Origin of the sequence: Burkholderia stabilis (assembly GCF_001742165.1) — a bacterium.
In the GTDB taxonomy this organism is placed as follows: Bacteria; Pseudomonadota; Gammaproteobacteria; order Burkholderiales; family Burkholderiaceae; genus Burkholderia; species Burkholderia stabilis.
The window spans coordinates 858,535-883,857 of sequence record NZ_CP016444.1 but is presented as its reverse complement, the minus strand read 5'-3'; the positions used below and the strand labels follow the sequence as shown (position 1 = coordinate 883,857).

General features: G+C 66.4%; 25 protein-coding genes and 2 pseudogenes. 6 read left to right on the top strand and 21 right to left on the bottom strand.

Annotated features, from left to right (window positions below; all coding sequences use genetic code 11):
* Nucleotides 1-77: 77 nt before the first annotated feature.
* Nucleotides 78-980 carry a LysR family transcriptional regulator gene (locus BBJ41_RS36425; protein WP_069751124.1) on the bottom strand — a complete coding sequence of 301 codons (903 nt, stop codon included), beginning with the start codon at nucleotides 978-980 and terminating at the stop codon, nucleotides 78-80.
* Between the two features lie 161 nt (nucleotides 981-1,141).
* Between BBJ41_RS36425 and BBJ41_RS36420 the strand changes: the two genes are divergently transcribed.
* A complete protein-coding gene (locus tag BBJ41_RS36420; protein ID WP_069751123.1) occupies nucleotides 1,142-1,918 on the top strand; it encodes an SDR family NAD(P)-dependent oxidoreductase in 777 nt (258 codons plus the stop codon).
* Nucleotides 1,919-2,067: 149 nt separating this feature from the next.
* On the opposite strand, the gene BBJ41_RS36415 is transcribed toward BBJ41_RS36420, so the two are convergent.
* Nucleotides 2,068-3,252 (bottom strand): sugar transporter, encoded by a 1,185-nt coding sequence (locus BBJ41_RS36415; protein ID WP_069751122.1) that lies wholly within the window; start codon nucleotides 3,250-3,252, stop codon nucleotides 2,068-2,070.
* A gap of 224 nt (nucleotides 3,253-3,476) precedes the next feature.
* Entirely contained in the window at nucleotides 3,477-4,328 is an 852-nt protein-coding gene (locus BBJ41_RS36410; protein WP_069751121.1) for an aldo/keto reductase, read from the bottom strand.
* Nucleotides 4,329-4,527: 199 nt separating this feature from the next.
* On the opposite strand from BBJ41_RS36410, the gene BBJ41_RS36405 reads away from it, so the two are divergent.
* Nucleotides 4,528-5,499: a LysR family transcriptional regulator gene (locus tag BBJ41_RS36405; RefSeq protein WP_069751120.1), complete on the top strand. Its 972-nt coding sequence runs from the start codon at nucleotides 4,528-4,530 to the stop codon at nucleotides 5,497-5,499.
* A gap of 78 nt (nucleotides 5,500-5,577) precedes the next feature.
* Here BBJ41_RS36405 and BBJ41_RS36400 read toward each other — a convergent pair whose 3' ends face one another.
* The 11 genes and pseudogenes from BBJ41_RS36400 to BBJ41_RS36350 form a co-directional block, all read right to left on the bottom strand.
* Entirely contained in the window at nucleotides 5,578-5,934 is a 357-nt protein-coding gene (locus tag BBJ41_RS36400; RefSeq protein WP_069751119.1) for a SpoIIAA family protein, read from the bottom strand.
* 18 nt (nucleotides 5,935-5,952) lie between these two features.
* Complete coding sequence (locus tag BBJ41_RS36395) at nucleotides 5,953-6,087, bottom strand: entericidin A/B family lipoprotein (protein WP_069751497.1); 135 nt, start codon at nucleotides 6,085-6,087, stop codon at nucleotides 5,953-5,955.
* Nucleotides 6,088-6,246: 159 nt separating this feature from the next.
* Nucleotides 6,247-6,474: a hypothetical protein gene (locus BBJ41_RS36390; protein ID WP_069751118.1), complete on the bottom strand. Its 228-nt coding sequence runs from the start codon at nucleotides 6,472-6,474 to the stop codon at nucleotides 6,247-6,249.
* Nucleotides 6,475-6,691: 217 nt separating this feature from the next.
* A pseudogene (locus tag BBJ41_RS36385) lies at nucleotides 6,692-6,982 on the bottom strand (DUF3022 domain-containing protein); the annotation flags it as partial.
* The gene (locus BBJ41_RS36380) at nucleotides 6,979-7,140 is read right to left on the bottom strand and encodes a DUF1328 family protein (protein ID WP_069751117.1); all 162 of its coding nucleotides are present in this window, start codon (nucleotides 7,138-7,140) and stop codon (nucleotides 6,979-6,981) included. The pseudogene BBJ41_RS36385 and the gene BBJ41_RS36380, both read right to left, overlap by 4 nt.
* Nucleotides 7,141-7,186: 46 nt before the next feature.
* Nucleotides 7,187-7,375, bottom strand: a complete 189-nt coding sequence (locus tag BBJ41_RS36375; protein WP_069751496.1) for a DUF3008 family protein — start codon at nucleotides 7,373-7,375, stop codon at nucleotides 7,187-7,189.
* Between the two features lie 46 nt (nucleotides 7,376-7,421).
* A complete protein-coding gene (rpoN, locus tag BBJ41_RS36370) occupies nucleotides 7,422-8,858 on the bottom strand; it encodes an RNA polymerase factor sigma-54 (RefSeq protein ID WP_069751116.1) in 1,437 nt (478 codons plus the stop codon).
* A gap of 193 nt (nucleotides 8,859-9,051) precedes the next feature.
* Entirely contained in the window at nucleotides 9,052-11,367 is a 2,316-nt protein-coding gene (locus BBJ41_RS36365; RefSeq protein WP_069751115.1) for a hybrid sensor histidine kinase/response regulator, read from the bottom strand.
* Nucleotides 11,368-11,491: 124 nt separating this feature from the next.
* On the bottom strand, nucleotides 11,492-12,859 hold the full coding sequence (locus tag BBJ41_RS36360; RefSeq protein WP_069751114.1) for a sigma-54-dependent transcriptional regulator: 1,368 nt from the start codon (nucleotides 12,857-12,859) through the stop codon (nucleotides 11,492-11,494).
* 519 nt (nucleotides 12,860-13,378) lie between these two features.
* Nucleotides 13,379-13,843, bottom strand: coding sequence for a DUF1269 domain-containing protein (locus BBJ41_RS36355; protein ID WP_069751113.1), 465 nt, complete (start codon nucleotides 13,841-13,843; stop codon nucleotides 13,379-13,381).
* Between the two features lie 45 nt (nucleotides 13,844-13,888).
* Nucleotides 13,889-14,527 (bottom strand): MarC family protein, encoded by a 639-nt coding sequence (locus BBJ41_RS36350; protein ID WP_069751112.1) that lies wholly within the window; start codon nucleotides 14,525-14,527, stop codon nucleotides 13,889-13,891.
* 194 nt (nucleotides 14,528-14,721) lie between these two features.
* Between BBJ41_RS36350 and BBJ41_RS36345 the strand changes: the two genes are divergently transcribed.
* Nucleotides 14,722-14,940 (top strand): DUF6566 family protein, encoded by a 219-nt coding sequence (locus tag BBJ41_RS36345; protein WP_069751495.1) that lies wholly within the window; start codon nucleotides 14,722-14,724, stop codon nucleotides 14,938-14,940.
* A gap of 76 nt (nucleotides 14,941-15,016) precedes the next feature.
* Here the strand turns inward: BBJ41_RS36345 and BBJ41_RS36340 are convergent, their stop codons facing one another.
* Both BBJ41_RS36340 and BBJ41_RS36335 read right to left on the bottom strand, forming a co-directional pair.
* Complete coding sequence (locus tag BBJ41_RS36340) at nucleotides 15,017-15,394, bottom strand: DUF5594 family protein (protein WP_069751111.1); 378 nt, start codon at nucleotides 15,392-15,394, stop codon at nucleotides 15,017-15,019.
* A 40-nt stretch (nucleotides 15,395-15,434) separates the two neighbouring features.
* A complete protein-coding gene (locus BBJ41_RS36335; protein ID WP_069751110.1) occupies nucleotides 15,435-16,967 on the bottom strand; it encodes an FAD-dependent oxidoreductase in 1,533 nt (510 codons plus the stop codon).
* A gap of 242 nt (nucleotides 16,968-17,209) precedes the next feature.
* Between BBJ41_RS36335 and BBJ41_RS36330 the strand changes: the two genes are divergently transcribed.
* Nucleotides 17,210-18,370, top strand: a complete 1,161-nt coding sequence (locus tag BBJ41_RS36330; RefSeq protein WP_069751109.1) for an NAD-dependent formate dehydrogenase — start codon at nucleotides 17,210-17,212, stop codon at nucleotides 18,368-18,370.
* A 36-nt stretch (nucleotides 18,371-18,406) separates the two neighbouring features.
* Here the strand turns inward: BBJ41_RS36330 and BBJ41_RS36325 are convergent, their stop codons facing one another.
* The 5 genes and pseudogenes from BBJ41_RS36325 to BBJ41_RS36305 all read right to left on the bottom strand — a co-directional run bounded on the left by BBJ41_RS36325 (nucleotide 18,407) and on the right by BBJ41_RS36305 (nucleotide 20,719).
* Nucleotides 18,407-18,655 carry a hypothetical protein gene (locus tag BBJ41_RS36325; RefSeq protein WP_069751108.1) on the bottom strand — a complete coding sequence of 83 codons (249 nt, stop codon included), beginning with the start codon at nucleotides 18,653-18,655 and terminating at the stop codon, nucleotides 18,407-18,409.
* Nucleotides 18,656-18,689: 34 nt separating this feature from the next.
* On the bottom strand, nucleotides 18,690-19,145 hold the full coding sequence (locus BBJ41_RS36320) for a DUF1269 domain-containing protein (RefSeq protein ID WP_069751107.1): 456 nt from the start codon (nucleotides 19,143-19,145) through the stop codon (nucleotides 18,690-18,692).
* Between the two features lie 117 nt (nucleotides 19,146-19,262).
* A complete protein-coding gene (locus BBJ41_RS36315) occupies nucleotides 19,263-19,460 on the bottom strand; it encodes a hypothetical protein (RefSeq protein WP_069751106.1) in 198 nt (65 codons plus the stop codon).
* Nucleotides 19,461-19,519: 59 nt separating this feature from the next.
* Nucleotides 19,520-19,720, bottom strand: a pseudogene (locus tag BBJ41_RS36310) (phosphate-starvation-inducible protein PsiE); the annotation flags it as partial.
* A gap of 87 nt (nucleotides 19,721-19,807) precedes the next feature.
* The gene (locus BBJ41_RS36305; protein WP_069751105.1) at nucleotides 19,808-20,719 is read right to left on the bottom strand and encodes a LysR family transcriptional regulator; all 912 of its coding nucleotides are present in this window, start codon (nucleotides 20,717-20,719) and stop codon (nucleotides 19,808-19,810) included.
* 183 nt (nucleotides 20,720-20,902) lie between these two features.
* Here BBJ41_RS36305 and BBJ41_RS36300 point away from each other — a divergent pair, with 183 nt between their 5' ends.
* Nucleotides 20,903-24,349 carry a molybdopterin-dependent oxidoreductase gene (locus BBJ41_RS36300; protein ID WP_069751104.1) on the top strand — a complete coding sequence of 1,149 codons (3,447 nt, stop codon included), beginning with the start codon at nucleotides 20,903-20,905 and terminating at the stop codon, nucleotides 24,347-24,349.
* 23 nt (nucleotides 24,350-24,372) lie between these two features.
* On the top strand, nucleotides 24,373-25,308 hold the full coding sequence (gene lhpI, locus BBJ41_RS36295) for a bifunctional Delta(1)-pyrroline-2-carboxylate/Delta(1)-piperideine-2-carboxylate reductase (RefSeq protein ID WP_069751103.1): 936 nt from the start codon (nucleotides 24,373-24,375) through the stop codon (nucleotides 25,306-25,308).
* Nucleotides 25,309-25,323 lie beyond the last annotated feature (15 nt).

The window sequence follows — 25,323 nt, the reverse complement described above, 5'->3', positions numbered from 1 at the left end:
GGGTTTATGGTGAAACCGGGCGTTCATTCCACTTCGCCTCGGCTGGCTCGACTCATGAAGCATCCCGGCAGCGCCGACTATCCTCGCCAGGTCGCCTGCCCGAGCTTCGCCACCAGTTCGTCGTACACCACCCTGATGCGACGCGGCATCGGCCCGCGCCGCGGCCGATAGACGTACAGCTTCCACGGCTCGGGTTCGAGGCCGGGCAGCAACCGCACCAGGCGTCCCTTCTTGATGTAGGGCCGCGCGAGATACTCCGAGCACTGGCCCAATCCGAACCCCGCACAAACGGCCTCGATCTCCGCCTCGGTGTCGTCCGTCAGATAGGTGGGCGACGCGGGTTTGAATTGTCGCTCTCCGCGGAAAATCCACGGCCATGCCCGGCCGTTCGCGCGGTCGATCAGGCACGTCACCGGCATCGATTCGAGCTCCTTGAGGTTCCTGGGCTCGCCCAGCCGTTTGATCAGCGCCGGCGCGCCGACGACCCACATCGGCAACGGCCCGACCATTCGCGCGACGAAGCGGTTGTCTCCGATCGCGCCGACCCGCACGCCGATGTCGATCTGTTCGTCGACCACCGGCGAAGGCACGTCGGACAGCCTCAGATCGGGCACGAGGCCCGGATACCGCTGCACGAGATCGGCCAGGATCGGTTGTACGTAATGACGCCCCATGCCCGACGGCGCCGTCATCCTGACGACGCCGACCGGTTCATCGCCCTGACCGTTCGCGGCCCCGAACAGCCCGTCGACCGCGGCCAGCGCCGCCTGCGCTTCAAGCGCAAACGACTGCCCGAAGGCGGTAATCCGGATACTGCGGGTCGTTCGATGGAACAGGGTTTCGCCGAGCGTCTCCTCCAGTTCGCGCACCGCGCGCGTCACGACCTGCGGCGACACGCCCAGACGCGTCGCCGCCTCGCGGAACGTGGGCGCTGAAGCTGCCGCGGAGAAGATCTTCAGGATGTCGAGTCGATTGAGCATGGCGAATCCTTCTGACGCTCTGGAAAAATCGCATTTAATTCCTGAAACGGGAATTCTCAATGCGCGATTGTTCCATTTTATTGCGACCGATGAGCGACCACAATGAGCAACAGACGTCGCTTCGACGTGAACGGTTCGCAACCTCTCAGGAGAATCCCATCATGAATGCACGCACCCAATCGACCCAACTCGACGGCCGCATCGCCCTGGTGACGGGCGCCAGTTCCGGCATCGGCCGCGCATCGGCGATCGAACTCGCACGTCGCGGCGCGAAAGTCGTCGTCAGCGCGCGACGCAAGACGGAACTCGATCGACTGGTCGACGAAATCGCGACCGCCGGCGGCGAAGCCAGCGCATTCGTCGCGGACGTCGCCAACGAAGACGATCTTCGCAAGCTCTTCGGTTTCACGGTATCGACCTACGGACGCCTCGACATCGCGTTCAACAATGCCGGCACGGAAGGGGTATTCGCGCCGCTGCTCGAACAGGATGCCGAACGCTTCGACAAGGTGTTCGAACCGAACGTGCGCGGCGTGTTCAACTCGATGAAGTACGCGGCAGAAATCATGTTGCGCCAGGGCTCGGGCAGCATCATCAACAACGCGTCGATGGGCGGGCTCATCGGCTTCGAAAACGCGTCGGTCTATATCGCGAGCAAGCACGCCGTGATCGGGATGACGAAGACGGCTTCGATCGAGTGGTTCAAGCGAGGCATCCGCGTCAACGCGCTGTGCCCCGGGCTGATCGAAACGCCGTTCCATCATCGCGGCATCTGGCCGTCGGACGATGCGCAACAGGCCTTCGCTGCGTCGACGCCGGCGGGACGGTGGGGGTCGGCCGAGGAGATGGCGACGATCGTCGCGTTCCTCGCGTCGGACGATTCCAGCTATGTGTCGGGGCATGCGCTCGTCGCCGACGGCGGCTATTCGATCGCATGACATGTGACTCGCGACCCGGTCGTGCAGCGGCCGCTCACCTTGCGTGACCGGGCTTGCCGCACGCGACCGGGTCGCGCCTCCCGGCTTGCCCGGGAAGCCATTTCATCGGGCCGTCGCCGCCTTCGCCGCCATCCGTAACCCGGAGCGGGTTACGCAGTCTCCCGCTTCGCGTGAAGACGCAGCGCGAGCCACGCAATCCCGACCGCGAGCGCGCCGACCACGCCGCCGAAGGTCCCGATCCACGGCAGCCCGAAGTCGCCGGCGATATGGTTGCCGAGGAGCGCGCCCGCGCCGATGCCGACGTTGTACAGCCCGGAGAAAATCGATACCGCGAGATCGGTCCCCTCCGGCGCCAGCTTCAGCACCCATGCCTGCATCGCGAGGCCGAAACAGACGATCGCCCCGCCCCAGACCAGCGTATGCACCGACAGCGTGACGATGTTCAGCGCACACGGAAACAGGATCAGCAGGCATCCCGACAACGTGACGATCGACGCCAGCAGGAACTTGTCCGGCTCGCGCGGATAGACGCGATTGAAGCAGATCGCAGCCGGCATCCCGGCGATGCCGAACAGGATCAGCACATACGTGATCCGGCTGCTGCTCGCGTGGTTCACGCTCTGGACGAAGGGCTCGATATACGTGTACGACGTGAAATGCGCGGACACGACGAGCACCGTGATCGCGTACAGCGCAACCAGCGCCGGCTTGCGCAGGAACACGCCGATGCTGCTGAGGGACCCGGCGCCCTGGCTCGGCAGCGCGGGCAACGTCGCGCGCAGCAGCAGCAACGCGATGCCCGCCGCGCCCGCAATGATCAGGAACGTGACGCGCCAGCCGAACGCCTCGCCGATCACGCGCCCGAGCGGAATGCCGGCGACCATCGCGATCGACGTGCCCATCGCGAGCATGCCGAGCGCGCGGCTTTTGCGGTCGATCGGCGCGAGCCGCACGGCCAGCGGGACGGAAATCGACCAGAACACCGCGTGCGCGCACGCGATGCCGAGCCGGCCGACCATCAGCACCGCGAAATTCCACGCGACGCCGGTGACGATATGGCTGCCGATGAACACCAGCAACGCCCAGGTCAGCAGCTTGCGGCGCCCGACGTGACGCGTGGCCAGCGTCAGCGGCAGGGATACGACGGCGACGGTCCACGCGTAGATCGTCAGCATCAGCCCGACGTCGGTCGGCTGCATGTGAAGGCTGTCGCCGATCGCGCCAAGCAGCGCGACCGGCACGAACTCGGTGGTATTGAAGATGAAGGCAGTCAGGGCCAGGGCGATTACGCCCTGCCACGATTGCCCGGAGCTGACGGCGTCCGGTGTGGCCATACCTGGGATCGACAAAGGTTGGGGCGCGTACGGCGCGGAAAACCCCGGCCCGGCGCATCGCCGCGATTGTACCAGCGGCAATTGACGCGGAGCGGCACGTCGCGTGCCCCGCCAGACGAGGTCTTGCGACGCGGTGTCGAGGCCCTTGCGATCCCTCGGGCCGGGCGGCCGGACGGGGTATATTCGATGCCGTCAACGCAGGCCGGACGGCCCAGGTTTACGCGTCAGAGGCCGAGTTTTCGTTCGCTCATCCACTTCACGATCGCCGGATCGCGATGGGAGAAGAAACTGCTCGTGCCGGTCTCCAGCGTGGCGATGGCCTGCATGTCTTCCGTGGACAATTCAAAGTCGAACACGGCCAGATTTTCCAGCATTCGCTCCTTTCGCACGGACTTCGCCAGCGCGACGATGCCCCGCTGAACCACCCATCGCAACACGACTTGCCCCACGGTCTTGCCGTGGCGCTGCGCAATCGCCGCGAGCTGCGCGTTTTCGAACAGGTTGTTGCGCCCTTCGGCGAAGGGCGCCCACGCCTCTGGCTGAACGCCGAGCCCGCGCATGAAGTCGACGCTTTCGTCCTGCTGGTGGAACGGGTTGACTTCGATCTGGTTGACCGCTGGCGGCACCTCGTTGAAACACGCGATGTCCATGAGGCGATCCGGGTGGAAGTTACTCAGGCCGATCGCGCGCAGCTTGCCGGCACGATGCGCCTCTTCCATCGCTCTCCACGCGCCGTGAACGTCCGAGAACGGTTGATGGATCAGAAACAGGTCGAGGTAGTCGAGGCCCAGACGCTTCAGCGACTTGTCGATGGCCACCCTCGCCTGCTCGTAACCGGCGTCCTCGACCCACAGCTTGCTGGTGACGAAAAGCTGGTCACGCGGCACCCCGCAACGTTCGAGGCCGCGCCCGACAGCCGCCTCGTTCCGGTAGGACGCAGCGGTGTCGATCAGGCGGTAGCCTGCCTGTACCGCATCGACGACGCAGCGCTCGCATTCCGCCTCGTCGGCAATCTGAAAGACGCCGTAGCCGAGGATCGGCATCTTCATCCCGTTGTTCAGTGTCACATCCTGCATGATCGGTCCTTTGCACTGAAAGTCGATGGCGGCATGGGGCCGGCTCGACGACGAGCCGGATACCCTGGCCCAAGTCGCTACTTTAGAAGGCGCAGTTTCAAGCGAATAGTCGAATTCTTGTTGCACCAGTATCAACTGCAGATTGATACTGGCACGACGCGAAACCGCGACCATCCGCACTTCAACGCACACATCGACCATGCCCGCCAGCGACTTCAAGGCCATCGCGACCTTTGCCAAAGCAGTGGAACTCGGCAGCATCCGGCAGGCGGCGCTTGCCCAAGGCGTCACGCCCCAGGCGGCAAGTCAGGCTATCGCGCAACTGGAGCAGCGCCTCGGCGTCCGGCTATTGCATCGAACGACGCGCAGCCTCGCCCTTACCGAGGAAGGCCAGCGGTTTCTGGAGAACACGCAGCCCGCACTGGACGCACTGGACCGGGCGCTGGTCCTGGCGCGGGAGTCCAAGGACGAGATCGCGGGGCCGTTGCGTATCGTTGGGCCGAAATCGTCGTTCGCCGCCATCCTCATGCCGCTGCTCGACGAATTCTGTCGCGAGCACCCCGGTATTCAGCCGGATGTCCAGCTTGATGACGGCATCGGCAACTGGGTGCTGGATCGCGTCGATGTCGGCTTCAGGATCGGCGCGTCAGCCAGCGAAGGCGTCATCGGCCGGCAGCTCTTTCCGATCCAGATGATCGTGTGCGCGACGCCTGAATATCTCGACGCACACGACACGCCGTCGACACTGGATGACCTCGCGGTGCATCGTTGTGCCGTGTTCCGGCATCCCGGCACGGGCAAGGTGGCGCCCTGGTATTTGAGCGTCGACGGCAAGCTCGAACATCGGCAGATGTCTCCGGCGTTTTCGACGAACGACTCCGAGCTTGAAGTGCAAGCCGTGCTTGCCGGGCAAGTGATGGGGCAACTGGCAGGGTTCTCGGCGGTACGCCACATCCGGGCCGGACGACTGGTGCCGGTTCTCCTGCAGCACATGAGCACGCACATCGGCCTGCATCTTTATTACGGAAGCCGAACTGCGTTGCCCAAGCGCGTGCGGGCATTCCTGGATCTCGCCTTCGAGCGCCTGCATGACTGCACCGATTACGTACTGTCCGACAAGGAACTGGAGCGATTCAAGTCGCGGTCGAAGCGATCGATCCGCGGGCGATAGTTCGATCGCTCCATCAAATGGGGCTGGGACGCACGCCTGCCCGGCGCGCCAGATGCCTGGACAATCGTTCGCCGATCCTCAGGCGTTGACCCAGACGCGCGCCTGCTCCAGCTCGTCGACGTGGAACGCCTTGACCTCGGCCTTGACGAAGAACCGCGCCAGATGCATCGATGCACGGATCCAGCCCGCGTCGGACACCACCGCGGCGCGCGTGACCTTGCGGGCCACCGGGACGCCAAGCGTGATATCGGTCCACAGTGCCTTCGGCTCGATGCCGGTGAAATGCTCGATGCGTTCGAGCACGCGGGTCTTGCCGTTCAGTTCGAGATCGCCGCGCATGCGCTCGATGGCTTCGCGCAGATCGTGGTCGGTGATTTTTCCTTCGACGGTAATTTCGACGACAGGCGAGTCGGGCTCGGTGTGATAGAGGATCATGGCAAGACCGCCTGTCGGTTATTTGGCTTGTTCGGCCGTGTTGTGGATGGCCTGGCCGCCCTTCGAAATATCTTCACCCGCGCCCGCAACGGTGTTGCAGCCCGCGAGAAAAGCACTACCGGCGACCAGAAACAGAGCGATGAGTTTCGTCATGTTGCCCTCCTTCGATGGATCCTTGGCGACGACAAACGGAAGCGAGCCTGAACCTGCGCGGGCGCTGCGCACCGGTTCGATCCGGCGAGGCGTCCGCATGAGTCTCATTGTAGGAGAGGCGTCAGCCAACCGTGCGCTGAATCCGTGCCCGCTTGCATGTCATGTATCGATAACGTCGGACTCGCCCGCGTCATGTCGCTGCACGCGCCGCAGGACCGACAGCCCGTCGGCCGTCAGCGCGGGCCGGTGCTTGCCCGACGCGTCGTCGCGTTGCATCACGATCAGGTGCTGCTCGACCAGCGCGACGACGTCCTCGCGATCGAGCTGGATCTGCTCCGGCGCGCGATACACCAGGAACAGCACGGCGAATTCATGGGCGGTCAGCATGCTCGTTTCCCGTCGACGGCTTTGCGCGGTGCGGCAACGGTTTCGCACCGACATGCGGCACGATACGCGTGCCGACAATCGTCGATGTACGCACGGACCGTGCCAATGCACGCGAATCGGCGAGTACCCGTGCCGTAAGCGCGCGGTGCGATATGGCACCGCGCGGTGCCCGCCAGCCCATGCAAAGTTTTCAACGGCGTGTAATGCTGAGCGGCCGATCCACCGCGCGCCACGCACCGTTGCACAGATGCGTGCGCACGTGCAGCCGGTCGACCGCATCGAGCCACGCATAACGCTCGACCATGTGCGACGCGAACCGCAGATCGACCGCGCAACGCCATTCGTGCGCGCTTTCTTCCGCCGGCACGCGTACCCACGACATCTGGATCGTCGGCCGCCCGGATGCGTCGTCCCCATGAGCGACGACGGTCGACTGCGACGGAAAGCCGTTCGCGACCGCATGCTCAAGTTCCTTGATGCACCGCGGCCGGTCGGCCGCCTCGCTCATCGGCGCACGACGCCCAGCAGCAACGTGACCAGGAAGATCACGACGAAGATGTAGAACAGGATCTTCGCGATCTCGGCCGCACCGGCTGCAATGCCGCCGAAGCCGAGCACGGCCGCGATGATCGCGATGATGAAGAAGATGACGGCATATCGAAGCATGGATATCTCCTGAAGGACAGCGGTCGTCAACGTGCGTCGTCGTCGATCACGCATCGTGCTCGTGCCCGGGTTTGCGTCGGGCCTCTGCGGAAGCCATTTCCTCGCGCGCCTTGTCGTTCGTCGAGCTAGCCATCGACTTCGCCGGCGGGGTGAGGCCCTTCATGTTCGTGTCGCCGTGCCGGGCCGACAGTGCGGCCCCGGCGGCAGGCTGCCGGGCTTGCGATTTCGCTGGCATGGTTGCGCTCCTGTCGTCGGCATGCACGCGGCAGGTTCACCGAACGTCACGCGGCGTCCCGCCGCCGCAGGTCGGCCGCCGGGATCTTCATCGCCTGGCGGTACTTGGTCACCGTCCGGCGCGCGAGCAGAATGCCGCGCCCGGCGAGATTCTGCGCGAGCGTCACGTCTGACAGCGGATCGGTGTGCCGCTCGGCCGCGATCATGTCGCGGATCAGCACCTTCGCGGCCGACGCCGAGCACACGCCCTTGCCCGCCACCTCGAGCTTGCGCGGGAAGAAGTGCTTGAACTCGAACGTGCCGTGCGGCGTCGCCATGTACTTGTTGCCCGTCGCGCGCGACACCGTCGATTCGTGCAGGTCGAGTTCTTCGGCGATGTCGCGCAGCACGAGCGGCTTCATCGCGATCTCGCCGTAGCGGAAGAAATCGCGTTGCCGCGCGACGATGCATTCGCCGACCCGCTGGATCGTGTCGAAGCGCTTCTGAACGTTGCGGATCAGCCAGCGCGCCTCCTGAAGCTGCTGGCCGAGCGGCGAATCGCGTTCGCCGCTCGACTGCGCGAACAGCGTCGCATAACGCTCGTGCAGGCGCGCGCGCGGCAGCACAGCCGGGTTGATCGTCACGATCCAGTCGTCGCGCACCTGGCGCACGATCACGTCGGGCACGACGTAGTCGCCGCGCGTGCTGCCGTAGTGATCGCCGGGGCGTGGATCGAGCCCGCGCACGAGCGCGCACGCCGCATGCAGCGCCTGCTGATGGCAACCGACGCGCCGCTGGATCTCGGCCGTCTCGCGCCGTGCGAGCCGTTCGAGGTGCTCGCGCGCGATTGCCTTCGCTTCCGCGAGCGCCGGCGTGCCGGCCGGCATCGCGTCGAGTTGCAGCATCAGGCATTCGGACAGCGAGCGTGCGGCGATGCCCGGGCGGTCGAGCATCTGCACGAGCCGCAGCGCGACCGCGAGATCCTGTTCGGAGAGCAGCAGCGCGGGATCGGCCGCGGCGACGAGTTCCGGTAGTTCCTGACGCAGGTAGCCGTCGTCGTCGAGTGCGTCGATCACGATGCGTGCGGCTTCGCGGTCGCGTCTGTTCAGCGGGTAAAGCCGCAACGCGTCGTGCAGTTGCTGATGCAACGAAGGCTCGGCCGCCATCCATTCGCCGGGCAAAAGGCCGCCCGCATCGTCATGCTGACTGCCCGAGCCGCGCGGTGCGGGCGCAGCCGTGTACGGCACCTCGCCGTCCGGCGGCCGCACGTCGTCGCGTACTTCGGGCGTCGCTTCGGGCACGGCGGCTTCGGCCGCCTGCACGGCCGGCTCGGCAGCCGTCTCGTCGTCGCTCAGGCCATCTTCGAGAAACGGATTCAGATAAAGCGCCTGCCGCAATTCCTGTTGAAATTCGAGCGAGGACAACTGCAGCAGCCGCAGCGACTGCTGAAGCCTCGGCGTAAGTGCCAGATGCTGCCGCATCTGCAACGCAAGCGTGACGGACATCGATGCCCTCCTGATCTTTCGCGGGTTTCGCTTCGTATCCAGGATTCACGCAGCTTCCGTGCCAGGCCGGCCGATCGCCATGCGACGCGGTTCGCGCGGGATCGCACCCCGTGCTGCCATGCGGAGGAACCGCTTTTTTACAAGCCGGCGGCAAGTTTGGGCACGTATTTCGCGCGCAGCGAAGGCCGTGCCGTCAACCGGCGCGCTTCGTCACGCGTGCGATCTTGTCCGCCAGTTCGCGCACGTCGACCGGCTTGCACAGATAACCGTCGAACCCGGCCTCGAGCGCGCGGCGTTCGTCGGCCAGGCCCGCGTGCGCGGTCACGGCCAGCACGCGCACGCCGGACGGCGCGCCACTGCCGTTCGCCGCACCGCGCCGCAATGCGTCGAGCAGCCAGAAACCGTCGCCATCCGGCATCGCAAGATCGGACAGTACGACGGTCGGCCGCACGTCGGCGGCCACCGAAAGCGCTTCGCGGCCCGTCGATGCGGTCGAGACGGCCGCGCCGAACGTCGCCAGCGCGGCGGTGAGGCTCGCGCGCGTCGTCGCATCGTCGTCGACGACCAGGATGCGGTGCGTATCGAGCACTGCCGCATCGCGACGGGCATCCGCATGCGCGTCCCGCCACGCCATCGCGCCAACCGGTTGCCAGCCGGGCGGCAGCTTCACCGTAAACGTCGCGCCGCGATTGCGGCCCGCGCTTTCGACGGTCACGCTGCCGCCGTGCAGTTCGGCGATGTGCCGCACGATCGACAGGCCAAGGCCGAGCCCGCGCCGTGAGGACGCGGGCGAATCGTCCGCGCGGCGGAACATGTCGAATACGTACGGCACAAACTCCGGCGCGATGCCCTGCCCCGTGTCGGACACGGTGAGCACCGCGTGCGCGTCGTCGCGCGCGAGCGCGACCGTCACGCGCCCGCCGCCCGGCGTGAACTTGAGCGCGTTCGACACGAGGTTCGACAGCATCTGCCGCAGCCGCTCGGCATCGCCCGATACGACACAGGTCGTCGCCGCGCAGTCGAACTCGAGCACGATGCCGGCCGACGACGCGGCCGTCTGGAACGCGCCGACCGAGTCGGCGAACAGCCGCACGACATCCACCGGCATCGCATCGAGCTGCAGCTTGCCGGTTGCGAGCGACGACGCGTCGAGGATGTCGCCGACCATTCGCGTGAGCGAACGCGCGCTGCGGTCGATCGCGTCGATCGCCTGCTGCTGCAGCGCGTTGTCGCCCGAATTGCGCAGCACTTCGATCCAGCCGTAGATCACGTTCAGCGGCGTGCGCAGTTCATGCGACACGGTCGCGAGCAGTTCGTCCTTCAGGCGGTTCGACGTATCGGCCTGATCGCGCGCATCACGCGCACCCTGCAGCGAACGCAGCGCCCGCAGTGCACGCAGGTCGCGCCGGCGTTGCGCGCCGGCTGCGCGCAACGTGAGCGACAGCGCGACGTACGCGCGCGCATCGCCGTGCACCGGGCACGCCGACACCGTCGCCCGAAAACGCCGGCCGTCGCGCCGTACGCACAGCAGGTCGACCGGCCCGACCGTGTCACGCAGATCGTCGAATGCCGCGGCGAACGGCTTGCGTTTCAGCCAGCGCATCGCGACCAGCGTTTCGAACGCGCGCCCGCGCGCGGCGGCTTCGTCGTAGCCGAACAGGCGCTGCGCGGCCGGGTTCCAGCTGACGATGCGGCCATCGGCGTCGATGCCGACGATCGCGTCCGGCGATGCGTCGACCACCGCGCGCTGCAGCCGGGACGCATCGGCGCGCGATCGCTCGGCGCCGGCATCGCGCAACAGCAGCACGGCCCCGCCGACGTTGCCGTCGGCGTCATCGATCGGCGACGCGACCTCGACGATCGGCACCGGCTCGCCGCCGTTCGCATGCAACCAGTGCCGGTCGGACACGACGCCCGCGCCGCCGAGCGCGCGGTCGAGCGGCGTCGCGTGCACGCGGCGGCCGTCGCGGTCGAACACGCGCAGCACGTCGCGCGCAGCACGGCCCGCCGCGTCGCCCGGCGCGCAGCCGACGAGCGCGGCCGCAGCGGCATTCATGTACGTGAGCCGTCCGTTCATATCGGTGGCGATCACGCCATGCGGCAACGCCTGCAGCATGGCCTCGAGCCGCCGATGGGCGGCCGCATCGCGCCGGCGCGCGTCGTCGTTCGTGAATCGCGCGTTCCGCAGCATCGACGCGATCCCGCAGACGAGCGCGCCGACCAGCACGAGCGTGCCGAGCCGCACGAGCCGCTCGGGCAACGGCTCCGTGTAGGCGGCCGGATCGGACAGGAAGAGTGTCCACACGAGCATGCCGCTGACCACGGTCGCGACCATCCCGAACAGGAACGACGTGGCCCACGCGGCGCCCGCGAGCAGCGGGTAGTACAGGGCCAGCGGCAGGTTCACGCCGCCGAAGCGGATCGCGAGCGCCTGCAGCACGGTCGCGATCGCGACCAGCATCACGGCCGTTGCGTAATTCCCGGCGCGCGTCCGTGAAATATCGATCATCGCGCGTGCTCCGGCCGGTCGATCCCGTCGCACCCGCATGCGGGCCGGGCGGAACACGCCGCCGCCCTGCGGCGCTGCGCGGCGACGCACCAGAACGGAGGCATGGGCACGAGTCGCGACGGCATCAGGAATCCGGCTTTTCCACTTCGTCTTCCAGTTGCGCGAGACGGTTGTAGATCGTCTTCAGGCTGACGTCGAGCACTTCGGCCGCCTGCGCCTTCACGCCGCCGCATTGCGCGATCGTGCCGAGGATCAGCCGCCGGTCGACTTCCTCGAGCGGCGTGCCGAACGACACGGTCACGCGATCCTCGTGCGAATCGGCCACGTTCGACAGCTCGTCCATGATCGGCCGCGGCAGCGTGTCGATCACGTCGGCGTCGCAGAAGATGCTCGCGCGCTGCACGAAGTTGCGCAGCTCGCGGACGTTGCCCGGCCATTCGTAGTTCTTCAGCGCCTCGCGCGCAGCCGGTGCGAAGCGCTGATGCCGGCCGCTCTCTTCGTTGAAGTGCTGCAGGAACGCGTCGGCGAGCATCGGGATGTCATCGCCACGCTCGCGCAACGACGGCAGCGGCACCGGAAACACGTTGATCCGGTGAAACAGGTCGGGACGCAGCTTGCCATCGGCCATCGCGGCTTCCGGGTCGCGGTTCGTCGCCGCGACGATGCGCACGTCGACGTCGATCTCGCGCGTCGAGCCGAGCCGCGTGAGGCGCCCCGTCTCCAGCACGCGCAACAGCTTGACCTGCGATTCGAGCGGCATCTCGGTGATTTCGTCGAGAAACAGCGTGCCGCCGTCCGCGCGTTCGAAGAAGCCCTTGTGCTGACGCTCCGCGCCCGTGAAGCTGCCGCGGTCGTGGCCGAACATCTCGCTCTCGACCAGGTTCGCGGCAATCGCACCGCAGTTCACCGCGAGGAACGGGCCGCGGCGGCGCAGGCTGAGGTCGTGCACCGTCTGCGCGGCCAGCTCCTTGCCGGTGCCCGACTCGCCGGTCAACAGCACCGACGCCTCGGTGCGCGCGACACGGCCGATCGCGTCGTAGACGGCCTGCATCGCGGGCGAGTTGCCGAGCATGCGGCCGAAACGGCCGAGGCGCTGCAGCTCCGAGCGCAGCTCGGCGATTTCTTCGTGCAGCGCGGTCGTGCGCGGCACGCGCGCGAAGATGCTGTTCAGCCGCTGCATGTTGAGCGGCTTCACGAGATAGTCGGTCGCGCCGCGCCGCAACGCGTCGATCGCGGTTTCCAGGCTCGCGTGGCCGGTGGTCAGCACCATTTCGCAGTGCGATCGTTTCGGCAACGCATCGAACAGGTCCATGCCGTTGCCGTCCGGCAGCACGAGATCGCACAGCACGAGATCGGGGGTGTGCGTCGAGACGAGCGTGCGCGCTTCCTCGAGCGTCGCGGCCGTATCGCACGCAAGCTGCTGCGTGCGCGCCAGCGTCGCGAGCATCGTGCGGGTATCGGCGTCGTCTTCGACGATCAGGACATAGGGCATCGTGGCTCCTTGTGACGCGGCCCGGCGCGTGTATCAGCCGAAACCGCGGCGAGTTGCAGCGCGTCCTGCCGTCGGTCGCACGACGGTACTCCACGATGGTCGCCATCGTGCGGACTGGCTGTCCTGCCATGAAAAGCGGTCCTCGTCAGTATAGAAGAGCCATGTCGCGCATTCGCCGCTCATCGAATAAATCTATCCATGCGGGCGGTCCGCATTGCCAGATTCAATGCGTGCGAATCGGTAAGAACGTCATGGTTTTCGACGATTCAGGCGGCGTTCAGCCGTCACGGCTGTCGCTTTTGCATCCTGCGCCGACATGGGCGGTCAAACTTTCCTGTCCGGTTTTTCGCATGTCGAAATGCATCCAGGAAAGCAAATGGCGACTCGCGTTCGAGTCAGACCCTGCCGCCAAAGTTCGCACGTTCGACGATGATCGGCAGGCTGGCGACGTACGACAAGGCCGATGCGCGAGCAGCAGCGACCGCGCACCCACCGCGCGATCGGACGCGGCGCGGCGCGTCAATCGGCTACTGCACCGCCGCTGCCATTACGCGCGTTCGAGATCGCTTCGACGAGCTTCAGTTCGTCGTCGATCGACAACGTCGTGTCGATCACTTCACCGCCGAACGGTGCGAGTGCGGCGCTCAGCGCATAGATGTCGAATTGCGTCGCGGACAATCCGAGCGACACGGTGCCGGGACGCGCCTTGCGCGCGACGTGGTCGATCAGCGCGTCGTCCACCGGCCGCTCGCGCCATGCGTCGATCGACGATTCGATGCGCTCGACCGCACGGCCAAGCAGCGACCCGGACGATGCGGCATCGGGATCGACCGCATGCGCGCGCAACTGTCCGCCGGTCGCGCACTCGACGATCACGACGCCCGACAACGCGACGACGTGCCGGTCACGCAACGTCCCGAGTTCGGCCAGTGCGCGGTGGGCGGTCTCGAGGTCAGGATAGGACAACGCAATCAGCGTGTTCATCAGTCACTCCATGAAATCAAACGGCCGGGTTCCGGCGTCCGATGCTCAATGCGGCAGCCCGAACACGGCCTTCAGGCTCGCGACGATCATCTGCATCGCGATCGCCGCGAGAATCATCCCCATCAGGCGCTGCGTGACGGCCGTCACGCGCGGCGACAGGTAATGGCCGATCAGCGGCGCCGACAGCAACGCAGCGGCCAGCAGCACGAGAAACGCGGCAAGCCCGAGCGCGAACGCGAGTTCCTGCCCGGTCGCGAACGCGCCGTGCCCGAGCACGATCATCGTCGCGATCGTGCCGGGGCCGACCAGCAGCGGAATCGTCAGCGGGTAGATCGCCATGCTTTCGGCCGCCGACGGATCGGCGCCTTCGTCCGCGCCCGGCGAATGCTGGCGGCTCGGCGCGCCATGCAGCATCGACAGCGCGATCAGCAGCACCAGCAACCCGCCCGCGAGCCGGAAATCGTCGATCGTCAGGCCGAACACGCGGAGGATCGCGCCGCCCGCGACGGCCGACACGATGCAGCCGATCGTCACGCCGATCGCGGCCGTCAGCGCAACCTTGCGGCGTACACCGTCCGGCGCGCCTTGCGTCAGCGACAGGAACACCGGGATGTTCGCGATCGGGTTCATGATCGCGAACAGCGCCGCGAACACCTTGATGGAAAACGTCAGGTCGAAGGCCACAGGTTCGCTCCCCTATCGCGCATCAGATCCGCGCGGAAAATCGCAGGCAGGTTCCGGTTCGTTTCGGGTGCAACACGCGCGCCATGCTGATACGATCGACGCACCGCGTTCAGCGGCGCGGCGCCGGCATCGACGCGGGCGCGCGTTGCACTGCCGCCGCAAGCGCGTTCACGAACGACGGAGGGCCCCGACCGATGCAAGCCACCGACACCTTCATGGATCACGAGATTCGCGTCGACGCGACGCGCAACGCACGCGGCGCGTGGGTCGCGCAGGTGCGGATCTTCCGCGACGGCGCGCCGGTCGACCTGCCTGCGCCCGAGCTCGTCACGCCCGAATGGCTCACGTGCGACGAAGCGCTGCGCGGCGGTATCGACCAGGGCCGCGTGATCATCAAGACGCACGACCGCTAGCCGCGCGCGGTTTACCCGCGTGCATCGTTGCATCGGTGCCTCGTCCGCGGGGCGCACACGCATCGCACGACGCGTGTCACGCGTCGAAATCCAGGTCGCCGATCAGGATCTCGCGGTCGCGCTGGGTTCGCGTGCTGAAGTCGACCGGCAACGCCATCTGCCATCGTTCGATCCTGACCGGCAGCGCCGCGAGATAACGATCGAAGCGGCTGCGGTCGGGCTCGGCCAGCAGGCCGTCGATCGCATCGTCGCTCCACGCGAGCCGCGCGTTCAGCCGGTTCGGCAGGCCGACCGTCGACGTGAGGCCGATCACGTCGACGCAGGTCGGGCTGCCTTGCCCGTCGTGCGGCACGACCTCGACCTTCACTTCCCCGGGCCGGTACAGGCCGAGCAGGCGCGCCGCAATGCGCGGCGCGAATTCGGTTTCGAAACGTGTGCGAACTTCGGGATTCATCTCGCCTCCGATGGATCGGGATCGTGTCACCGTGCGACTGTCACGCGGCTGCAATCTGCCGCTCGAGTGCTGCTTCCGCCTTCAAACTGTCGAGATCGCGCCCGACCGTGGCCACCGCGAGCCGCGTGTCGCCGCGCCAGTACGCGATCGAGCAGTCGTGCGCCGCGAGGTCGCCGTCGATCTCGACACGGTCCCATTGCTCCGCGTGCCCGACATAGTTGACCGTCATGTCGTAATGCTGGCTCCAGAAGAACGGCACCGCATCGAATGGCTGCTGCTGCCCGAGCATGTTGCGCGCCGCGACGATCCCCTGCCGCTCGGCGACGACCCAGTGCTCGACGCGAATACGCTCGCCCGTCAGCGGATCGGGCCAGCGCGCGATGTCGCCCGCCGCGTAAATGCCGGGCGCACTCGTTTGAAGAAAGCGGTCGACGGTCACGCCGCGCTCGACGGCAAGGCCCGCGTCCTGTGCGAGCGCGACGTTCGGATGCACGCCGATGCCGACCACCACGACCTCGGCCGGCAGCATCTCGCCGGTCGACAGCGTGACGCTGTCCGGCGAGATCTGGGCGGGCGTCGCGCCGAGATGAAACACGACGCCGTGCGACTCGTGCAGCGCCTTGATCGTGTCGCCGAGCGCTTCGCCGAGCACGCGTGCCATCGGATGCGCATCGGGCGCGACGACGTGCACGTCGAGCCCGCGCGTGCGCAGCGCGGCGGCCGCTTCAAGTCCGATGAAACTCGCGCCGACCACGACGCAGCGGCGCGCGGTTTTCAGCTTGCCGATCAGCGCATCGCAATCGGCGCGCGACCGGAGCACGCATACGTGCGGCAGGTCGGCGCCGGGCACGGTCAGCCGGTTCGGCTCGGCGCCGGTGGCAAGCAGCAGCGCGCCGTATGCGAGCCGGCTGCCGTCGGCCAGCTCGACCGCTTGCTGCGCGGGATCGATTCGTGCGACGCGCGTGCCGCATCGCACGTCGATGCGCTGTTCGGCATAGAAGGACGGCGCGCGCAGCGGCAGCCAGTCAGCGTCGGCCGTACCCGCGAGATAGTCCTTCGACAGGTTCGGCCGGTCGTACGGCGGATCGCGGTCGGCGCTCAGCAGCGTGACGGGATGCGGATAGCCCTCCTGCCGCAACGTCACGGCGGCCGCAATCGCGGCGGCGCCGCCGCCGACGATCACCACCGATGCGGGCAACCCGGGCGAATTCAGCGCCGGCGGCACGGCGGCCGGCCGCGCATCGAGCACGACGGCGCGGCCGTCGCGGCGTTCGACACGCCAGCACGGCAGCCCGTCCAGCGCCGGCGCGCGCAGCAGTTCGCCGGTGCGCAGGCAGAACGCCGCGTGGTGCCACGGGCACCGGATCGTCTCGCCGACCAGCAGGCCGTCGGCCAGCGGCGCGCCGTAGTGCGGGCATTGCGCGCCCACGGCGAACAGTTCGTCGGCGCGGCGCACGAGCAGCACCGACGCATCGCCGACATGGCCTTCGATCATCGCGCCGTCGGCGATATCGTCGAGCGCGATGCCCTGTGCGAGATCAGGGCGTGACGGCGAGGCGTCGTTTCCGGACATGACGTCGCTCCCGGAGAGTCAGGTAACGATCCCATTATCGGCGTCCTTCATGAAAAGAACAGGTACAGACGACCCCGCAGCGCACGCAAACACCGACTGTAACTTGTATGCGGTCCGCGACCGGCGTAGAACGTCATCAACGTTGCGGCGCAACACGCCGATGCGGCTTGCGACACGTTCTGCGCGGCACACGCAATTCGCATGCCACGCCGCCTTCATTCCATCACCAGGAGTGCTACCCGATGGCCACCGTCCTGTGCGTGCTCTACCCCGATCCCGTCGACGGCTATCCGCCGCACTACGTGCGCGACACGATTCCGGTCATCACGCGATACGCGGACGGACAAACCGCGCCGACGCCGGCCGGCCCGCCCGGTTTCCGGCCCGGCGAACTCGTCGGCTCGGTGTCCGGCGCGCTCGGGCTGCGCGGCTACCTGGAAGCGCACGGTCACACGCTGATCGTGACGAGTGACAAGGACGGCCCCGATTCCGAATTCGAACGCCGGCTGCCCGACGCGGACGTGGTGATTTCGCAGCCGTTCTGGCCCGCGTACCTGACCGCCGAACGGATCGCCCGCGCGCCGAAGCTCAGGCTCGCGCTGACGGCCGGCATCGGCTCCGATCATGTCGATCTCGACGCCGCGGCGCGCGCACACATCACCGTCGCGGAAGTCACCGGCTCGAACAGCATCAGCGTGGCCGAACACGTGGTGATGACGACGCTCGCGCTGGTGCGCAACTACCTGCCGTCGCATGCGATCGCGCAGCAAGGCGGCTGGAACATCGCCGATTGCGTGTCGCGCAGCTACGACGTCGAAGGGATGCACTTCGGCACGGTCGGCGCGGGACGCATCGGTCTCGCGGTGTTGCGCCGGCTGAAGCCGTTCGGCCTGCACCTGCACTACACACAGCGGCACCGGCTCGACGCCGCGATCGAGCAGGAACTCGGGCTCACGTATCACGCCGATCCCGCGTCGCTCGCCGCCGCGGTCGACATCGTCAACCTGCAGATCCCGCTGTATCCGTCGACCGAGCACCTGTTCGACGCGGCGATGATCGCGCGGATGAAACGCGGCGCGTACCTGATCAACACCGCGCGCGCGAAGCTGGTCGATCGCGATGCCGTGGTGCGCGCGGTCACGTCCGGCCATCTCGCCGGCTACGGCGGCGACGTGTGGTTTCCGCAGCCCGCGCCGGCCGATCACCCGTGGCGCGCGATGCCGTTCAACGGGATGACGCCGCACATCTCCGGCACGTCGCTGTCGGCGCAGGCGCGCTATGCGGCCGGCACGCTGGAGATCCTGCAGTGCTGGTTCGACGGCCGGCCGATCCGCAATGAATACCTGATCGTCGACGGCGGCACGCTCGCGGGAACGGGCGCGCAGTCGTACCGGCTGACCTGACGCGACGCGCGCGAGCCGGTTCGACGGCGCGCGGGTTCACGCGTCGTCGACGTTGTCCGCGTAGTGGTCGATCGCAACCTTGCACGCGTCGAACACCACCGTCAGCAGCGCGACGTCGTTCGACTCGACCCACTTGCTGATCTGCATGAACTTGCCCGTGCCGAGATCGGCGATGCGGGCCGGATCTTCGGTCGTCACGTCGACGTTCGCGACCGCGCGGTTGCCCGGCAGCGGCGACAGCGTCGCCGCGATGTCGAAGCCCCGGTACGATTGATCGATGCGCATGCTGTTCTCCTGGAACGGTCCGAAAGCGGTTCGCTCAATCGAGCGACTGGCGGAAGACCTTGCCGCCGAATCCCGTCACGACGTTGTCGACCGAAAACGGCGTGTCTTCCTTCGCCTCGAGAATGATCGCGATGCTGCCTGGCAAGAGCCGCGCCGCAACCGTTTCGACGAACGTGCCGTCGAGCAGCGCATTGCCGGCCGCATGCGCGAGAATGCCCGCGCCCGCACCGGCCGCCATTCCCGTCACCACCCCGATCGGCCCGGCGAGCAGGCCGAGCAGCCCGCCCGCGATCGCGCCGATCACGCCGCCCTTGAACGGCCGCGATTCGGCATCGAGCACCGCGAGCTTGCCGGTCGCATCCTTCTCGACGACGACACCGTTCTCGATATGGAATCCTTCGTTCTTTTCCGACAACGCCTCGAAATCGCTCGCGGCCTTCCGGGCCGTTTCGACATCGCCGAACACGGCGACGATCAGTTGCTTCGTCATTCGATACCTCCCTCGCGTGAATGAGCCGCGCGGCCGCCGCACGTCGTACGGCACAACGGTCCGGCGCAGCGGATACGGGACGGGCGCCCATCGTGCGCCGGCGACCCGGGGTTCGACTCAGGCGCCGGTTGCGGCAACACGTGCGCGGGCCGCGTCGGCATACGCTTGCGCGGCCGCCTGCTGCAGCGCGTCGACGGACGCCGCGTGTGCGCGCGCCGGATCGGCGTCATACGCGTCGCGTGCCTGCCGGTATGCGTCCGACGACGCTCGCTGCAATTCGATCGCCTGCCGGGCTTCGACTGAATGCGTGCTCATCCGGCCCCCTCCTGTAGAGACAGAGACATGGCATACATGGGCAGCATGGCGGCCGCGTGTCAGCGGCGCGCATGCACATCATCGTTGACCTCGGCCGGAAAGCGATGCTGGCCGACATTCAGGATCAGCACGCCCACCGCGAGCAACACGATGCCGAAGGTCGTCATCCGCATCCGCCCAGGGCTGTCGGTCGCGCCTCGCAGGATCAAGTCGCGCGCGAGCGACGTCATCGCGACGAACAGCGGAGACCGCACCGTCATGCAACATTACACGTGTTCGCCGACTTGATGCTTGGTTAGCGAGCGTGTGCCAGGGTTCCATCTGGCGTCACGTCTACGACGCACTCGCTACCGCGTAATCTTTTTTTGTGACCGTAACAGATCCAGCAATGCACGGCACGGTGTCGACATCACGCCGTCCCGGTGCCATACCGCGCCGACATCCATGGTCGGGACCGTGACGCTGAGGCTCCGGCGACTGATCCGGTTGCCTTCCAGCGACCAGGGCCGATACACCAGATCCGACAGAATCGTGACACCCTGCCCGAGCGCAACGAAGCTTCTGACGGCTTCGATCGATTTGCTTTGCATCCAGATGTTCGGCGTGATTCCGTAGTCTCCCCAATACTTGCCGACGGTCCGCAGATGCTCGTCCATGTCCAGCAGCAGATAGTTCTCGCGCGCGACATCGTCGAGCGTGACCCGCTGCGCCTCCAGCAGCGGATGCTCCGGATGAGCCCACAGCCTGCGCGTGGAGCGAAGAATCGTCTCGTACTTCAATTCCTTGATTTCCGGCGCGTTCGACACCAGCAGCAGCGCAATATCGAGGCGATCATCGACGAGCATTCCCTCGATCGCTTCGCGTTCGCTCTCGACGATGCTCACGCTCAACTTGCCGAAACGCTGGGCAACGAGGGACATCAGCGACGGCATCAGGTAAGCCGAGATGGTTTCGGTTACGCCGATGCGGACATGCCCCGAGATTTGCTCGGGATCCTCCTGTGCCGCCGCGACGGCACGGTCGACGGACATCGTCGCGTGCTGGACATGCCGCAGGAATCGCTCGCCAGCTTGCGTGAGCCGTACCCCTTTCGAATGACGCTGAAGCAGCGTGACACCCACCGCATCCTCGAGGTTCTTCAACGCGATCGTCATCGACGATTGAGACACCGCGCACAGGTTGGCGGACTGCGAGATCTGGCCGGTGTCGGCCACGGAGATGAAGTATTCGATCTGGCGAAGGGTGATGTGCGTGCCCATGGGGAGGAACCTGAGAAACCCGGGCAGTTCCGGAACAGCACTGCCTCGAAGGCCCGAACAGTACCTCGGATCGGGTCGAGTGATATTGATTAAATATATATCAAGTCATCGAAAGGATGAATTTGTCATGGTCACTCCGGCTTCATAGCATTGACGCAAACATGAAGCGGACGATGCAAACGGATGGAGACTCAGGAGAAAAAGGGCTATTGCACGCTGTGCCGGTCACGGTGCGGGACGATCAACGTCGTGCGAGGCGACATGATGATCAAGGTGCGCCCCGACGACACACACCCGACCGGCCATGCAATGTGCATGAAGGGCAAAGCCGCGCCCGAATTGGTGCATAGCCCCAACCGGGTGTTGTATCCCATGCGACGCACCCGCCCCAAGGATTCCGCCGATCCGGGCTGGCAGCGGATCGGCTGGGACGAAGCGTTGTCCGAGATCGCGGAACGGCTCGCGCACTTCAAGCGCGAGAACGGCGCCGAATCGGTTGCGTTCGGCGTGACCACGCCCAGCGGGACACCGATGAGCGACAGCATCGACTGGGTCGAGCGATTCGTCTGGTTATATGGAAGTCCGAACATTTGCTACGCAACCGAGATTTGCAACTGGCACAAGGACAGTGCCCATGTCTTCACGTTTGGTTGCGGGATGCCGACCGCGGACTACCAGAACGCCGAAGTCATCATGTTGTGGGGCAACAATCCCGCCAACACCTGGTTGGCGCAGGCCGACGCAATCGCGAAAGGCCGTCGCCGCGGCGCGAAACTGATCGTTGTCGACCCGCGGCCGACCGCCCTCGCACGCGAAGCGGATCTTTGGCTGAAGGTCAATCCGGGTACGGATGGCGCACTCGCCATGGCCATCGCGAGGCAGATGATCGCAATCGGCAATATCGACGATGCATTCGTCCGGGCCTGGACGAACGGCCCGCTGCTGGTACGCGCCGACACCGGGCGGTTCCTGCGCGAGCGGGACATGGACAGGCACGCGGCGAGCAACCGGTATGCAGTGTGGAACCAGGTGCTGGATCGGCTGGAACTGATCGGAGAAGAACCAGGCACCATGCCTGACGACCTGGCGATGGCTGGCACGCGCCGCGTCGCGATCGACGATTCGGCCGGCCACCGACAGCATGTGGAATGCGCGCCGGCCTTCGACCTTTATGCGAAGGCACTCGAGGAATACACCCCGGAACACGCGAGCGCAATGACCGGCGTCAGCGCGGCCGACATCGAGAAGGCTGCCGACATGCTGCGGCCGCACCAGCGCATCGCGTATCACGCGTGGTCCGGCGTAAGCATGCACACCAACGCCACGCAGACAGAACGCTCCATTGCGACACTGTATGCGCTGACGGGTGCGTTCGACACGCGCGGCTCGAACAGGGAACTGGCGAAGCAGCCGGCCAATGCTGTCAGCCGCTATGCCATGCTGAATCCGCAGCAGCGCGCCAAGGCGCTCGGCCTCGACGAGCGGCCGCTCGGTCCGCCATCGCAAGGATGGGTGACGGCACGCGACGTCTATCGCGCGGTTCTCGACGGCGAACCCTACCGGGTGCGCGCGCTCGTCGCGTTCGGCACGAACATGGTGATGTCGCAGGCCGACGGCGGCATCGCCCACGATGCGCTCTGCGCACTCGATTTTCACGTTCACTGCGATCTCTTCGAGACGCCGTCGTCGCGCTATGCGGACATCCTGTTGCCGGTGAACACACCGTGGGAGCGCGAAGGGTTGCGGCTCGGCTTCGAGATCAACGAGCGCGCCGTCGAGCTGATCCAGCTCAGGCAGCGCATGGTGCCGCCGCGCGGAGAGAGTCGCGCCGACTACGACATCGTCTTCGATCTGGCCGTCCGGCTCGGCATGAGCGATGCGTTTTTCGGCGGAAGCATAGAAGCGGGATGGAATCACGTGCTCGAGCCGCTCGGGCTGGACGTGGCATCGCTGCGCGCGCGTCCGGAAGGTGTGTACAGGCCCCTGATCCAGCGCGAGCGGCAGTATGCGTCGGCGACGCCCGACGGCGTGCGCGGCTTCAACACGGAGACGACGCGCGTCGAACTGTATTCCGAGCGACTGCATCGTCACGGCTATCCGCCCGTTCCGCGCTACGTGCCGCCGCAGCATGGCCAGGACGGTGAGGCGAACAATCGCCGGCGATTCCCTTATATGTTGACCTCGATGAAGAACGGGTACTACTGCCATAGCCAGCATCGTGGCCTTCCGAGCCTGCGCCGCCGCGCGCCGTACCCGGTCGCGGAACTCAACGACGCACTGGCGGCAGAGCACGGCATTGTCGACGGCGACTGGTGCCTGATCGAAACGACGAACGGTTCGGCCCGCTTCAAGGCGCGCCTCGTGCCGGAGCTCGCGCGGGACGTGATCGTCGCCGAGTACGGCTGGTGGCAAGCCTGCGACGAGATCGGCATGGACGCGCTCGCCGCCGGCGGCCGAAACAACAGCAATTTCAACCAGCTCGTCTCGGCGACGACACTCGATCCGGTGAGCGGTTCGTCGCCGCTGCGCTCCGTACGCTGCCACATTCGCCGCGACCCGTCGATCGATCCGGCGCGCCGATCGTGGCAGGGACGGCGGGCGTTCGTCGTGTCAGCCGTCCGGACGGAAGCGAGCGGCGTGCGAACCATCACGTTCCGGGCTGCGGATGGCGGCGCGCTGCCGGACTACCTGCCCGGCCAGCACGTGACCGTCCATATCCCGACGCTCGGCGACGGCGGCACGACCCGCGCTTATTCGCTGACGGGTGCCGCGCACGACAATGACCGCCGGACCTACTCGATCGCCGTGCGTCACCAGAAGGGCAGCACACGCGACGGCGTGCCGTTCGAAGGCGTGATGTCGTCCCATATCCACGGCGTCCTGGCGATCGGGGATTCCGTATTGCTCGGCGCCCCCGCCGGGTCATTCATCGTGCCTCCCGCGTCGAAGCAGCCGATCGTGATGTTCGCGGGCGGTATCGGGATCACGCCATTCCTTTCCTACCTGGAGTCGATCCGGGACCTGGGCGACCACGCGCCGGAGTCGCACCTCTTCTACGCAAACCTCAACAGCCTGACACATGCCTTCCGCGAGCGCATCGGGGCGCTCAGGCAGTGCTTGCCGCGGCTCGAGGTCGTCGATTGTTACAACCAGCCGCGCGACGAGGTACTGGGCCGCGACTACCGGATGCATGGCTATCTGACGGCCGACGTGGTCAGCGACGACCTGATCCTGCGGCGCGCCAGGTTCTATCTGTGCGGCCCGGAGCCGATGATGCAGGCCATCACGGCAGGACTGGTCGAGCGTGGCGTTCCGCCGTTCGACATATTCAAGGAGGCGTTCCGATCCCCGTCCAGACCGGCGCTCGACCCGTCCCAGCAATTTTCCGTTCAGTTTGCTCGATCGCATCGCACGGCGATCTGGACACCGCGCGACGGGAGCCTGCTGTCGTTCGCGGAAAGCCTCGGCATCGCGATGCCGAGCGGCTGCCGCGTCGGGCAGTGCGAAAGCTGCGCGGTCAGGGTCGTGTCGGGTGAAGTCACGCATCCCGGCGGGTCCGGGCCTGACGAGGCGGGGATGTGCCTGGCCTGCCAGGCCGTTCCAGTCACGGACATCAGCATCGACGCATGAATTCACTAGAGGAAAGGGTTGACATGAAAATTTTCGATGCCGTCGCCACGCGCGACGCGCTGGATTTCGAATCGCTGATCGTGCGTTTGCGACGGGCTTTCATCGATGGCTGTCACGTGCCGTTGCGTCATTCGCACGTGCTCAATTCAGGCAGCGAAAGCGAGGGGACCGTTCTCGTGATGCCTGCCTGGGAAGACAACGGCTACCTGGGCATCAAGACGGTCAACATCTTTCCCGGCAACGCCAGACACCGGATGCCGGGGCTGCACTCGACTTATGTGCTGTACGACGGACGAACGGGTAGCCCGCTTGCGCAACTGGACGGAAATGAAATCACGTCGCGCCGCACGGCGGCCGCATCGGCACTGGCTGCGACTTACCTGGCTCGTCAGGACGCATCGCGCCTCGTCCTGCTGGGTGCCGGACGAGTCGGCAGCCTGATTCCGCTCGCGTATCGCAGCCAGTTGCCGATCGTGGACGTCGAGGTGTGGGACCACAATCCGGAGGCCGTGGCCGCGCTGGTCGATCGATTGAACGGCCTGGGCTTCAATGCGATGCCGGTCGCCCATCTCGAGACCAGCGTTCGTCGCGCCGACGTCGTTACCTGCGCAACCCTTGCGACGGAGCCGATTGTCTGTGGCGCATGGCTGGCACCCGGCTCGCATCTGGACCTGATCGGCAGTTTTACGCCGCGTATGCGCGAGGCCGACGACGCCTGCTTCCGGCAAGCGGAAATTTACGTCGATACGGACGAGGCGCCGCAGAAATCCGGTGACCTGCTTGGCCCGTTGTCGCGCGGCGTCATTTCGCCCGGCAGCCTGAGCAGAACGCTGACCGCGCTGTGTCGCGACGACACGGAAGGGCGTACGAACCACGGCCAGAGAACCGTGTTCAAGGCCGTCGGCACCGCACTGGAAGATCTTGCGGCTGCCGTTCAGGTCTACGAAAAATCAAATTGAAGCGATGACTGCCAA